We start from the raw sequence: 11,875 nt of genomic DNA, 5'->3' as shown, positions 1-11,875 counted from the left end.
AGGGATCTCGCCCTCGCCCCAGCCGTTGACGAGCGTGGGCCCGTAGGAGGGGCGCAGCGGCTCGGCGGTCCACCGTGTACCTGTGGTGGGTTGTTCATCCAGAATGGTCACGGTCCTGCCTTCTTCCTTGGTGGTGGAGTGGGGCCGACAGCCGCCCCGGGATGCGAGCCCGGGGCGGCGCCGGTTTTGCGGGCGGGTACCGGCCCCCGTGAGAGGAGGGGCCGGGCCCCAGGCCGTCAGCGGGTGGGGGTGGTGTGCGGGCCTTGACCGCTGCGGGCGATGGCGTGGGCGAAGAGGTTCGCCCCGTGCCGGTCGTCGAGCGCCTGAGCGGTGAGGAGACCGGCGAAGAGGACCGGCATCGGCGGCAGCGGCTGGGCCGTGAGGCTCGCGTTGCCGATCGCGGCGTGCTCGGTCGGCCGCGGGATCGGAAACTTCGGCTTCATGACCCGTCACCCCGCAGCCACTCGAACGGCCGCAGGTTCCCGGCCGCCCTGAACACACGGCTCGCCGCGCCCTCGGGGGCATCCGGCAGGGCGTACACACGGCCGCGCTCCAACGAGGCCAACAGCCGGGCCGCGTGATGCTCGCAGCCCTCCGCCCCACCGTTGCGGGTATCCAGCACCGTCACCACGACCGGCCCGCCGCACGGAGTCGGGTCCTCCGGGGGTGCCGCCGGACACCGGTCCGCCGGCCGCTCGGCCGCGGCCTGGTCCTCGTCGGGCCAGACCATGCGGGTCAGAGCACCCACCAGCGGATCGATGCGCCGCAGAGCGCCCTGGGCGTTGAGGATCTCCGTCCGGGCGGCACGGGCCAGGTTCAAGAACTCCTGGTCCTGCTGCGCGGCGAGCCTGGCCGGACAGTCCGCGGCGATCGCGTCGAGCAGGGACCGCAGCGACACCTTCAGACCGGCATGCGAGCCCAGCAACTGGTCACGGCTACAGCCCGGCTGCAACCCCTCAGCGTCCGCCAAGGCCTCGCGGGCAATGCGGATAGCGATGTGCAAAGGCGTGTGCGTCATCGGGCCACCGCCTGCCGGACCGGGGCACCGATCCTGTCGGCGAGCGTGATCCAGGTCTGCTCCTCGACCAGGCCGAACTCCTCGCCCGGCTCCAAGTCCTCGACCGGGACCAGCACCTGGCCGGTGACGGTGACCCAGGTCTTCGGCCCGATCGGTCCGACCTCCACGACGGTCACGGTGCCGTCGACCGTGCGGACCGCACCCGGAACCGGCAGCAGCAGATAGGTGCCGCCCGTCTCGATGGCGCTCACCGGGATGCCCCTGCGAGCAGCTCGGCAGCGGTCGGCAGCGGGTTGGTGTCGGTGACGCGGGTGACCCGCAGGCTCGGCGCACCCGGCTTCATCGGCACGTCGCCCAGATCGTGCTCCTTGAAGATCGCCCGGATCGCGTCGAGGTCCGCGGTCATGCGGTTCGACGGCTCACGGGTGACCGTCCAACGCCCGTAGATCCCCGCGGGGAGACGGTCGAGGATCTTCTTCGACTTCCGCTTCGCGCGGTCCGCGGCGCGCGCCGAGTCGGCGGCGCGGGCGAACTGGGCGGCGGCGGCCTCGATCTCCTCGACGGGCGGCAGCTCGTCGGGGGCGAATAGGCCGGTGGGCTCCGCAGCGGCGACGGGCGCCGGCTTCGACGGAGCGGGGCGTTCGGCCAGCGACGCGGGGGCGATCAGCGAACGGACCGCGTCGGAGACGGTGGAGAGGAAACGGCGGGTGGTCTGGCGTCCGGTCTGGGGGCGCATGAAAAGGTGAAGCACAGCGGGCTCCTGGTTGCATCAGGGGTTCCGTCAGGCCCTGCCTCGGTGTGTGGAAGCCCGAGGTGGGGCCGTTCTGCGTTGGAAGGTCGATTAACCTTGTGGGAACACAGTAATCCCTAACCCTGTTCCCACACAAGCGGTTCGTGTCAGAATCCCCGTGGGAACACGAGAGGGAGAGCCATGGGAGACAGCGCCGACCACACCCACCACACGCGCTTCCGCATCCCGCGCGTCATGTGGGAGGCATACGGCCGAGTGGCCGAGCGGCTGGGCACCGACCGAAGCGCGCTGTTGCTCAACCATGTGCGCGCAGACATCAGGGAGCATGGCGACGAGCGGGACCTCGCCGACCTTGAGGTAGCCGAGCAGGAACTCGCCGAGCGCAGAGCCCGCAAGGGGGGCCGACCGCGCCGTTCCGCGCAGCCCGAAAGTTGAGAACCGATCAGCTTCGTGCTGTCTCACACTCGTCTCACAAACTGCCCCTACGGGGCTGGTCGGTGAGCCGCTGACCTGGGCAAGGACCGCTCTGCATGGACCCGTTGGACGTCACGGACGCCGATTCGAACACTGGGGGTCAAGGGGTCGCAGGTTCAAATCCTGTCGTCCCGACTTGCGAAACCGCAGGTCGAAGGCCGTTTCCGTGAGTAACGGAAGCGGCCTTTGTCGTTTTTGCGGTGGGAGCGAACGGGGAGCCCTCTGGGAGCGCTCTTGCTCCCAGCCTCAAGTCGTGTCAATCGGGGGCGATTTGTCCGTCGCCCGATCCGGTCGACGTGGGGCGCGGTACGGGGACGTTGGGCGCGGTCGTCAACCGTTGGGCGGCGAGGTCACCCGGGATGATGTTGATGTAGCGGCCATCGAGAGGCCTAAACGCTGCGGGTGCCGAATATTACGTCCGCGCAGATCAGGCCGCATGAGCGTACTCGTGGAGGAGGCCGCCGAGTCGATCACGTCGATGGACGTCGAGGCGGTCCGGATCGGTCATCGGTTCGGGAAATGGCCGGAGGGGCGCCGCGTTGTGAAGCGTGCGGTGTGGCCGATGCTGGTTGTAGAACGACTCGAACTCGCCGAGCGCGTGGAGCAGGTGGGCCTGGTTCCAGATCAAGGTGCGGTCGAGGAGCTCATGTCTGCACGTTTGCACCCAACGTTCCATAATCGAGTTCATCCGGGGAACACGGATGCCGGTGGTGACGATCTCGATGCCCTCGGCGGCAAAGACGGCGTCGAACGCGCGGGTGTATTTGCTGTCGCGATCTCTGATCAGGTGCGTGACTGTGGTGCCGGCGTCCTGGAGGTCCATCATGAGATTCCGGGCGGCCTGGGTGACCCAGGCCGCGGTGGGATGAGTCGTTGCGCCCAGGATGCGGACCTGGCGGTTGGCATGCTCGATGGCAGCGAAGACGTACAGTGTCGCGCCGTTGAGGGTGGTGGCGGTGAAGAAGTCGCAGGCCAAGATTGCCTGGGCTTGGCTGTGAAGGAAGGTGGCCCAGGTCTGGTGGTCGCGTTCGGGCGCGGGCTCGATCCCGTGCGCTCGGAGGATCTCCCATACGGTGGAGGGTGCGACCTTGATTTCGAGGGTGGCGAGTTCGCCGTGGATGCGCCGGTAGCCCCAGCTTGCGTTCTCGTGGGCCAGACGCAGGACGAGAGCCTGGATGGCGCGGCGGGTCGCCGGTCTGCCGGGCCGCTTGTGGCGGGAGGCGTTGGCGTGGCGGCGGCGCATGAGATCGCGGTGCCACCTCAGGATCGTCTCGGGCGAGACGATCAGGTGCAGCTGCCGCAGCCTGGGCCTGGGGAGCCGGTGCAGGAGCGCGGCAAGGAAAGTGCGGTCCGCCGGTGCCACCCGGGGCCTGTCGATCTGGCGCTGTAGCACGTCCAACTGGTGGCGCAGCGTCAATATCTCGATCTCCTTGTCCACATCGCTCATCGGCAGCAGTCGCATGAAGGCGAACACGCTCGACACGGCGAGGTAGGCCAGTCGCAACAGCACGATCCAGCAGCCTGCCACGCCCACACGGCGACCATCGGCCGTTCGCAAGAACCTGCACGTCACAGGCCATGGATGGGGTTTCCGGCACCCGCAGGTGCATGCCGCTGTCAACGGTGACTCCCTCATCTCGCCGTCCGTCACCGTCCGGCTCCTGGAACACCTGAGCAGACCGTCACGCGCCGAGACCGGGGCCGCCGCCGCACGACGGCTCACTCCCCAGGAACTGAAGGTCGTGAGCCTGGTCGCCCGCGGGCACACGAACAACGAGATCGCCGAACGGCTGACTCTCTCGCTCAGCACCATCAAGAGCCACCTCAGCCGGGTCCAAGACAAACTACCGGCCCGCAACCGCGTGGAGATCGCAGCCTGGGCCTGGGAACACGGCGTCGTCGGCTGAAACCCACCGCGGCCCTCAGCTGTTGCGGGTGTCGGAAAGTGCATCCGTTCTGGTCACGGCAGCTCTACCTCCTGAAATGGCGTCAGACGCCCACTAAGCCCAGCCGACCACCGTTGCCCCACGAACTCGCCGCACTCATCCAGCGCCTCGCTACAGCGAATCCAAGCTGGGGCTACGCCAGAATCCAAACTCAACTGCGACGGCTCGGACACCGCGTGGCCACCGCCACCATCCGACGCGCACTGTCATCGGGCCCTTCGTTCCTGCCGTTTCGGTGGTGTCGACCTTGCGCCCGAGTGCCGACAGGTCTCGGCGTACCCCGGACCGCCCCGCCGTAGGGACAGGGGCATGCCAGCCCCTCGGCCAGTGCCCCGGTGTCTCCCGACGAAGCTGTGTCACATCCTCTTTCCGCAGGTCACGGCGTCTGAAGGGCGGTAAGTGTTCGTACTCACCGTTCGGTTGGGCGTCGATGGCCCCCGTTCCGAACGGCAATGGCAGCGCGTTGGTTTCAGACGCGTGCGAGCGTGGCTGTAGATAAGTGCGCACGCTCAGATAGTTGCTCGTCAAAGCGCTGAAAAAGCGTCCAGGCTGGGCTATGCAGTGGGGTTGGCGCCGACGTACCGAGCGCTGCCGAAGCCCAGGACCGGGACGCCGATCCACGGGAGCAGCCACAGGCCGATACCGAACATCGTGCCCTTGTCGAACGACCGGGCGATGTCGAGCGATACGACGAGGTGCACGATGACGTTGACTCCCGGGATGAGGTACAAGGCCAGCCACCAACCCGGCCGTCCTGCCACCTTGAGCCACAGGTACAAATTGTAGATCGGTATGATCGCGCCCCAGCCGGGCCGACTTGCCTTCGTCAACGCCCTCCACAACGCCGCGATCTCCAATACCGCCACGACGAGAGCGACGATAAGCACCACAATGTGGACAGGTTCGAAGCCGGACTTAGTCATCTCAGGAGCTTCCCACGTGAGCTCTCGAAGCGCTGAACGTGTGGCTCTTTCGTGATCACGCTGAGACCTGGTCTCTCCATCCTTCCGGTCCCTTCATCACAACTCCGGTGACCTGCGGAAAGAGGTTGTGGCACAGCAAATTTGGTGCAGTTGCTCCCCGCTTGATCGGCCAGTCGCGGGATCATCCCCAAACACTGCGCCGAACCACCGCGCCGAAGCTGATCGCCCACGCCAACCAGCAGTCAAGAACCCGGCGTTCCGTACGCGTCCGGCTACCGGCGCGCCCTCGCAGCCCACCAAGAAGCCGTGCTCGCAGGACGGATGGGCCCGGACATCGCGGAAGCGGTGGAGCGGCAGGACAGGGCAATGCCCCAGTTCAGCCGCAGCGCGTTCCTCGCCGGGCCAGACCCGCAGTTCGGGGCACTCGGAGCCAGCTCGGCGAGCCAGCACGGCCTCCGCCAGGTCCTGCCGCCCCCGCGGCTCGCATGCCGACGCAATTCCTTGACGAACCCCATAGGGGCCCCTGCACCCGGCCAACCGCTCGGGCGATCAACCGGACACGCTGGCGGGGGAGCCCTTGCGTTGGCGCAGCAGTGCGCTTCAGTTGACGGGGCCTCATATGAACAGTCCGACTGCGACGCCGGAATCGAGCCGGGCGCCTCAACTGGACGGCCACGGCCTGATGGTGTGAGGCAGCTATGCGAAGGGGCCTTCGGTGATGAAGCGGCGGAGGTGGCGGGCGAAGGTCTGGGCGTCCCCGGGCGGCCAGGAGTTGAGGCTCGCGGCGATGTGGGTGGCCAGGCGCTCGCGTAGTTCGGCCACGGTGTGTTCTCCCCTGTCGGTGAGGACCAGCAGGGATGCGCGACGGTCGGTGGGGTCCGGTTCGCGGCGGATGAGTCCGGCGGCCTCCAGGCGGGATGCGCGGCGGGTGACGCCGGAGCGGTCGAGTCCGGCGTCCGGGCCCAGCTCGGCGGCACTGCGGGGGCCGGTCCTGGCCAGTGCGCTGAGGACCGGGTAGGTCAGCTCGTCCACTGCCTCCCCCATGCCCTCGGTCAGGTTCTTGTGCAGCTGGGCGCGGGTGGTGCGTTTGAGCAGGATGCCCAGCGCATCGGCGATCTCGTGTCCTACCTCGTTCTCCATAACCCCACAATAGCGTGCGCTGCGCACGCATTCGATGCTACAGTCGAAGAAGCGTGCGCAGCGCACGCACTTTCATCGAGTGTTCACTGTGAAGGGAAAATCCCCATGAACCCCACTGGCGTCGCCGCCGCCATGACCGACCTGATCTTCAACACCGACATCACCGTCGAAGAAGCCGCCGACCGCCACTTCACCCCCGGCTACCGGCAGCGCACGGACGGGCAGTGGGCCGACCGCGCCGGCTTCATCGAGCACATCACCCACCTGCGCACGCTCGTCGCCGAAGGCTCTGTCGAGGTCCACGACGAGCTCTATGACGGCACCAAGTACGCCGACCGCCACACGGTCAACATCACGAAGAAGGACGGCTCGACCGTGCTCACGGAGGTCTACGTGTTCGCCGACCTGGCATCCGACGGCCGCTTCAGCCGCATAGAGGAGACCACGCTGATGCTCCAGGGCTCCGAAGCGGACCGCAACATCGGCAGCGCCCGCTGAGCTCGCCGCTCACCGTCCGGTGGCGAACGCCGCCTGGGCCGGGCACGTTTGACGACCGGGGCCTCGACGTGGCCGCTTAACGTCGGGGTCGTGAGGATCTGTCAGGCGGGCGAGGTGCCGGGAGAAGGCAGGCACGGCCTTCCAGGCTCACGGAGTTCTCGACGCTCTGTGATCCGAGTGGGAGGCCGTGCCTGCCGACGCATCATCGCCGATCCCGCCTGTCTTTGAGCAACTTCGCCAGCATCCTGCAGGCCGCGCTGAGGGGTCCGGGGCTGCTGGATTCACTGGGCGAGGTGGCCAGTCACGCGCACCTATTTCGACGAGGCCGGGGAAGGCGACCCGATCGTGTTGATTCACCCGGGGGCCACGGACTCTCGGGTCTACAGGCATCTGCTGCCGCTGCTTGCCGAACGCGGATATCGTGCGATCGCGCCCGATCTTCCCGGGCACTGCCGTTCCTACCCCGCGCAGTGGAAGCCCGGGACGTCCATACATGACCATGCCGAGTTCGCGGACGCATTCGTGAAGACGGTTCTGACCGGAGAGTCGCCCTTCGTGCTCGGCGCCTCTGTGGGGGGGGCTTGACGGCACTGGATCTCGCCGCTCACCACGGTGAGTGCTATCGAGGTGTCATCTCGATGCAGGCAGCGTCGTGGACACCGCTGTCGGCCGAGGCCGCTGCGTTGCTGGCAGGTCAGACGGTCGCGCCCGATGCCGGCTGGACCGATCACCTCGAGCATGCGGCGGTGGCCTCGGCGAGCAAGAAACTGACTTCTGAGCAGGAAATCGAGCTGAGGTGGCTGCAGCGCAGTACCTCCCAGCAGGCGGGGAAGTTCGATGGCCAGGCGTGGGCCTCCCACGATCTGCGTGGTCGGCTCGGCGATGTGCGGTGCCCGGTCCTGATCGTGCAGGGCACCGACGACTTCCTCGTACAGGATGAGCTGGTCGATGACACGGTCGCAGAGATGGGCTCGGTGGCACAGCTGCTGAGAGTGCCTGACATCGGGCACTACCCGCCGTTCGAGAACCCGGAGTGGGCTGCGCAGGTCGTGGACGATTTCGTGAAGGCAGTGACGGTCACGGCGGGCTGATCATTTGTCCTGGACCGCTGCCCGGGAACCACAACGACTGCACAGCCTTCGCCGACTCTGGCATCAAGACCGCCTGCGGGGACGCAACCGTCATCGCCGACGGCGGCTACCAGGGGTCAGGAGCTCAGCAACACCCCCACGGCAGCGGCATAGTTACAGAGTTACGAGAAGATCTTTAGGGGCGGACAGCCCTCTGTTGTGCCACCTGACGCACCTGGCAGGGGTCGGCGCGATGCCGGTGAGGGAAGCCCTGACCCAGCTGCAGCGCGATGGGCTGGTCCAGGCGCTGCCCCGCTCGGGTTACCGCATCCTGCCTGTGACCTTGAAGGGGGCGCGGGAGCTCTGCGCCTTCCGGCAGCTTCTGGAAACCGAAGCCGCCGGCCTGGCGGCGAAGCTCGGCTGCCCGGATGACGATCTTGCCCGGATGGAAGAACTCCTCAAAGTCACTTACGAGTTGGGGAATGCGGAGAGCGTCAACGCCTTCCTTCGCGCCAACTTCGAGTTCGACACGATCATCGCCAACAGGTGCGGGAATGACATGCTGGCGCAGTCGATCACTCGAGTCTTCGACGAGCTCGAACGCATCTTGCGGATCACCTTGAAGTCGCTCGCCTTCTCGGCGTCAGCTGCGCATGAGCGGCAAGCGATTTTTGATGCCATCCGCGAGCGCGATCCCGCTACGGCCCGGGGGGCCATGGAGGCCCGGACGCGGGCCTCCATGGCCCAGATCATCGACGCGCTCATTTCCAGCTCGTCGATCGCTGAGGCCAGCATCCGGGTCTCCTGAATCTGGCGAAGAGCGGATTCTTGCCCAGGAAGGTTGACGTCGGGGTACGCCGCTGGCCTGCGCCTGGGACCACTTCATCAGCGAGAACCTCCTACCGCCCCGCCGCCAGCGCAGTCAGCCCCGCGTTCTCAAACGGAAAATGTCCAAGTTCAAGGCGAAGGCCAGGCACCACCGCCACTGACCCCAGCCCACACGACCACATCACGAAGCCATCGCCGTCCAGCCCCCGTAACTCAACGGCATTGGGCCTAGCCGAGCGGGTCCGGGCGTGTGGGCTCGCCGAGCGCGCTCAGCGGCACAGGGTGCGCAGGGCGGTGAGGCAGCCGGCCGCCCGGCGCTGCGGGTCGGTGTCGGTGCTGGCCCAGGCGATCCGGGCGTCGGGCCGGATCAGGACTGCGGTGACGTCCCGCCAGATAGGGTCCGCCACTTCGGCGTTGACCGTGGCTGCCCGCTGTTCTAGGTCACTCGCGGGGCACGGCGTCCGCGTCCCGCCGAGGTCCAGCAGCAATGGCCGGCCGTGGTGCATCAAGGGGTGGGCGGTGGGTGCCTGTGCCGTGTCCAGGGCGAGGCCGGTCAGGCGGGTGCCGTTCAGCGGGTGCGCGCCGGGTGCGGTGTCGGCGGGGAGCGGGTCGCCGAAGCCGGCGATCCGGCGGGCCCACTGGCGGTTGGTCTCCGGTTCGGCCAGCGCGGCGGACACCACCTCGCGCAGCGCGATCTGTTCCGGGCTCGCCGCGGCGAACAGGGCGAGCTGCGCGCGGGCGTTGTCGATGACGGCGCGGGCGGCCGGCCGACGCTCCGTGTCGTAGCTGTCGAGCAGTCCGTCGGGCGCCCGGCCCTGGAGGGTTGCGGCGAGCTTCCAGCCCAGGTTGGTGGCGTCCTGGATACCGAGGTTCATGCCCTGGCCACCGGCCGGGAAGAACATGTGCGCCGCGTCCCCGGCCAGCAGCACCCGTCCGGCGCGGTACCGGGCGGCCTGGCGGGTGGCATTGCCGTAGCGCGACAGCCACCGGGGGTTGCGGATACCCAGGTCCCGTCCCAGTAGTGCGCGGGTCTGCTGGCGTACCTCTTCCAGGGTCAGCGGTTCGCCGGTGCCGTGGTGCATGGTGGCCGTGGACAGGCCTGCCAGCCGGTGGACGCCGTCGCCGATCGGGGCCGCCAGGAACGAACCGGCCGGCCCAGTGGCGGCGAGCGGCGCGGTGGGTGGGTCGTCGAGTTCGACGTCGGCGAGCCACCCGGTCAGCGTGGTGTCCTGACCGGGAAAGTCGATGCCGGCCGCCTGGCGCACCGTGCTGCGAGTGCCGTCGCAGCCCACTACCCAGCGCGCTCGCACGGTCCGGTGGGTACCGCTGGCCCGGATCACCACCTCGACGGCGTCCGGCCCCTGGGTGAGCGAGACGACTTCCTCCCCCCGCAGCACCCGGGCGCCCACGGAAACCGCGTGCTCCTCCAGGAGCTGTTCGGTGACGGACTGACCGAGCGCCAGCATGTACGGGTGCACCGTTCCGACTGTGGAGAAGTCCAGCCGGGTGGTCGCCGCGCCGAAGTGGCCGGTCGGCACGGGGGTGCCCCGTTCGATGAACCGCTCCGCGAGTCCTCGGGTGGCGAAGGTGTCCAGCGTGCCGGCCTGCATGCCGACCGCGCGCGACCGTCCGTCCGGTGCCGCGCGGCGTTCCACCACGGCCACCTCCACCCCATGCAGGCGCAGTTCCGCGGCCAGCCAGAGCCCCACCGGGCCGGCCCCGGCGATGAGCACGTCGAACATGACAACCACTCCCTCACTCTTGTCCGTTGGACAAGAGTGAGCATGCCCTACAATTGTCCATTGGACAACAGGGGTTGGGCGACAGGGTGCGGAAGCGACCGGGGAGGTGCGTCGGATGGGTACGACACAGGACGAGATCGTCGCCGCCACGCTGGCAGTCCTCGACGAGCACGGGCTGGACGGCGTGACCATGCGCGCCGTCGCTGCCCGGCTCGGCGTGCGGCACAACACCGTCCGCTGGCACGCCTCCAGCAAGGGCCGCCTGCTCGAACTGGCCTCCGACGAACTCCTCGCGCACTGTCTCGACGAGCCGCTGCCCGAGGCGTTCCCCGACCGGCTCAAGGAACTGAGCCGCCGCTGCCGCACGGCACTGCTCTCCCGCCGCGACGCCGCCAGGATGGTCGCGGGCGTCTTCGCAGCCGAGCCCCGCACGCTTCGCTACGCCGACACCGTGATCGCTACCTTGCTGGCGGCGGGCCACTCGCCGCGCACGGCCGCGTGGACCCACTGGTCGATCTTCTACCTGACCCTGGGCCTCACCCAGGAACAGCAAGCCGCCCAAGAGACCGCACCGGCCCTCCTCCCGGACCAAGTCCCGGCCAGCACCTATCCAGCCCTGACCGCGGCCCTGCCCTACGTCGGCCCCGACAACTTCGACCAACGCTTCGAATTCGCCCTCGACCTGATCATCGCCGGCCTTCCCCGAACCGAGAGACCAGCCAGCCAAAGCCGTTGAAGGGTGTCAAAGCTCGCGATGACGTTCGGATCGTCGGGGGCCTCGTAGGCCCAGGCTGCGGTGGGCGCGGGCGGTGTTGTAGTGCTCGGCGTAATTGCTGAACGCAGTGCGCAGGTGTCGTTCGCCGCTGGTGCGCCGTACACCGGCGTGATGCCGCGCAACTGTTCCGCCTGGCGCTGGAGAAGGCCCCGGCGCCATCGGTACTGCACCGCATCGCCGAGGAGGGCCTGCCGATCCGTACCGTCGCCGAGGTGATCGGCCGTCGCCTCGACCTGCCGGTGGTCTCCGTCTCTCCCGAGGACGCGGACCGGCAATTCGGCTGGCTCGGGGCCTTCCTCGCGGCCGACGTCCCGACGTCGTGCGCGCTCACCCGCGAACTGATGGCCTGGCAGCCGACCCGGCCCGGGCTCGTCGACGACCTCGAAGAGGGGCCACTACTTCCGGACGGCCCCGTCCGCTCGGCATTTACCGACAGCGAGTCCCGGTCGACCAGGGGCGTCGGCCCACGAAGGGGTATCCATCGAGGACTTCGCCTCCACCCGTGATCCGTCAAAAGAAGGATCACGGGTGGAGCTGTAAATCAACCCGGTGTCCACCCCTGCTCCGATTCGCCTAACCCCTAAGGGGGCAATGCTGAATCCATCGGCAAACGCTCGGCTCCGGTAGCGGCCGGTGTTCAACGAAACTGGCCCGGGCTATGATCGCCAACGGTGCGGTTCTCACCGCCACCCGGCAATCGGCCCGGACAG

Annotated in this window: 15 protein-coding genes and 2 pseudogenes; 9 read left to right on the top strand and 8 right to left on the bottom strand. The window is 68.1% G+C overall.

From position 1 onward, the window contains the following. Positions 1-236: 236 nt before the first annotated feature. From O5O46_RS26870 to O5O46_RS26855, 4 genes are read right to left on the bottom strand one after another with little or no spacing between them, the layout of a single operon-like run. Positions 237-443 carry a hypothetical protein gene (locus O5O46_RS26870; protein WP_269858167.1) on the bottom strand — a complete coding sequence of 69 codons (207 nt, stop codon included), beginning with the start codon at positions 441-443 and terminating at the stop codon, positions 237-239. Continuing rightward, positions 440-1,018, bottom strand: coding sequence for a hypothetical protein (locus tag O5O46_RS26865; protein ID WP_269858166.1), 579 nt, complete (start codon positions 1,016-1,018; stop codon positions 440-442). The genes O5O46_RS26870 and O5O46_RS26865 overlap by 4 nt, the downstream gene beginning before the upstream one ends. Continuing rightward, on the bottom strand, positions 1,015-1,269 hold the full coding sequence (locus tag O5O46_RS26860) for a hypothetical protein (RefSeq protein ID WP_269858165.1): 255 nt from the start codon (positions 1,267-1,269) through the stop codon (positions 1,015-1,017). The genes O5O46_RS26865 and O5O46_RS26860 overlap by 4 nt, the downstream gene beginning before the upstream one ends. Next, on the bottom strand, positions 1,266-1,769 hold the full coding sequence (locus tag O5O46_RS26855) for a hypothetical protein (RefSeq protein WP_269858164.1): 504 nt from the start codon (positions 1,767-1,769) through the stop codon (positions 1,266-1,268). Before O5O46_RS26855 ends, O5O46_RS26860 begins: the two co-directional genes overlap by 4 nt. 180 nt (positions 1,770-1,949) lie before the next feature. Here O5O46_RS26855 and O5O46_RS26850 point away from each other — a divergent pair, with 180 nt between their 5' ends. Further along, complete coding sequence (locus O5O46_RS26850; RefSeq protein ID WP_269858163.1) at positions 1,950-2,204, top strand: hypothetical protein; 255 nt, start codon at positions 1,950-1,952, stop codon at positions 2,202-2,204. A gap of 466 nt (positions 2,205-2,670) precedes the next feature. On the opposite strand, the gene O5O46_RS26845 is transcribed toward O5O46_RS26850, so the two are convergent. After that, positions 2,671-3,753 (bottom strand): integrase core domain-containing protein, encoded by a 1,083-nt coding sequence (locus tag O5O46_RS26845; protein ID WP_269858171.1) that lies wholly within the window; start codon positions 3,751-3,753, stop codon positions 2,671-2,673. Positions 3,754-3,847: 94 nt separating this feature from the next. Between O5O46_RS26845 and O5O46_RS26840 the strand changes: the two genes are divergently transcribed. Beyond that, positions 3,848-4,150 (top strand): response regulator transcription factor, encoded by a 303-nt coding sequence (locus tag O5O46_RS26840; RefSeq protein ID WP_333482429.1) that lies wholly within the window; start codon positions 3,848-3,850, stop codon positions 4,148-4,150. 593 nt (positions 4,151-4,743) lie between these two features. Here the strand turns inward: O5O46_RS26840 and O5O46_RS26835 are convergent. Next, positions 4,744-5,112, bottom strand: coding sequence for a DUF5684 domain-containing protein (locus O5O46_RS26835; RefSeq protein ID WP_269858162.1), 369 nt, complete (start codon positions 5,110-5,112; stop codon positions 4,744-4,746). A 696-nt stretch (positions 5,113-5,808) separates the two neighbouring features. Beyond that, positions 5,809-6,252: a MarR family winged helix-turn-helix transcriptional regulator gene (locus O5O46_RS26830; protein ID WP_269858161.1), complete on the bottom strand. Its 444-nt coding sequence runs from the start codon at positions 6,250-6,252 to the stop codon at positions 5,809-5,811. Positions 6,253-6,357: 105 nt separating this feature from the next. On the opposite strand from O5O46_RS26830, the gene O5O46_RS26825 reads away from it, so the two are divergent. The 5 genes and pseudogenes from O5O46_RS26825 (at position 6,358) to O5O46_RS26810 (ending at position 8,628) form a co-directional block, all read left to right on the top strand. After that, positions 6,358-6,750, top strand: coding sequence for a nuclear transport factor 2 family protein (locus O5O46_RS26825; RefSeq protein ID WP_269858160.1), 393 nt, complete (start codon positions 6,358-6,360; stop codon positions 6,748-6,750). 345 nt (positions 6,751-7,095) lie between these two features. Continuing rightward, positions 7,096-7,335 (top strand): alpha/beta fold hydrolase, encoded by a 240-nt coding sequence (locus O5O46_RS26820; protein ID WP_269858159.1) that lies wholly within the window; start codon positions 7,096-7,098, stop codon positions 7,333-7,335. Beyond that, positions 7,332-7,841: an alpha/beta fold hydrolase gene (locus O5O46_RS26815; protein WP_269858158.1), complete on the top strand. Its 510-nt coding sequence runs from the start codon at positions 7,332-7,334 to the stop codon at positions 7,839-7,841. Before O5O46_RS26820 ends, O5O46_RS26815 begins: the two co-directional genes overlap by 4 nt. An 11-nt stretch (positions 7,842-7,852) precedes the next feature. Continuing rightward, positions 7,853-7,963 (top strand): annotated as a pseudogene (locus tag O5O46_RS35665) (IS5/IS1182 family transposase); the annotation flags it as partial. A 74-nt stretch (positions 7,964-8,037) separates the two neighbouring features. After that, on the top strand, positions 8,038-8,628 hold the full coding sequence (locus tag O5O46_RS26810) for a GntR family transcriptional regulator (RefSeq protein WP_269858157.1): 591 nt from the start codon (positions 8,038-8,040) through the stop codon (positions 8,626-8,628). A 289-nt stretch (positions 8,629-8,917) separates the two neighbouring features. On the opposite strand, the gene O5O46_RS26805 is transcribed toward O5O46_RS26810, so the two are convergent. After that, positions 8,918-10,390, bottom strand: a complete 1,473-nt coding sequence (locus O5O46_RS26805; RefSeq protein ID WP_269858156.1) for an FAD-dependent monooxygenase — start codon at positions 10,388-10,390, stop codon at positions 8,918-8,920. A 115-nt stretch (positions 10,391-10,505) separates the two neighbouring features. Between O5O46_RS26805 and O5O46_RS26800 the strand changes: the two genes are divergently transcribed. Further along, positions 10,506-11,126 (top strand): TetR/AcrR family transcriptional regulator C-terminal domain-containing protein, encoded by a 621-nt coding sequence (locus O5O46_RS26800; RefSeq protein ID WP_269858155.1) that lies wholly within the window; start codon positions 10,506-10,508, stop codon positions 11,124-11,126. Between the two features lie 125 nt (positions 11,127-11,251). Beyond that, positions 11,252-11,576: pseudogene (locus tag O5O46_RS35660) on the top strand (3-beta hydroxysteroid dehydrogenase); the annotation flags it as partial. Positions 11,577-11,875 lie beyond the last annotated feature (299 nt).

This window comes from Streptomyces sp. RPT161, from assembly GCF_027533845.1.
Lineage (GTDB): Bacteria > Actinomycetota > Actinomycetes > Streptomycetales > Streptomycetaceae > Streptantibioticus_A > Streptantibioticus_A silvisoli_A.
This window is presented reverse-complemented; position numbering and strand designations above follow the sequence as displayed.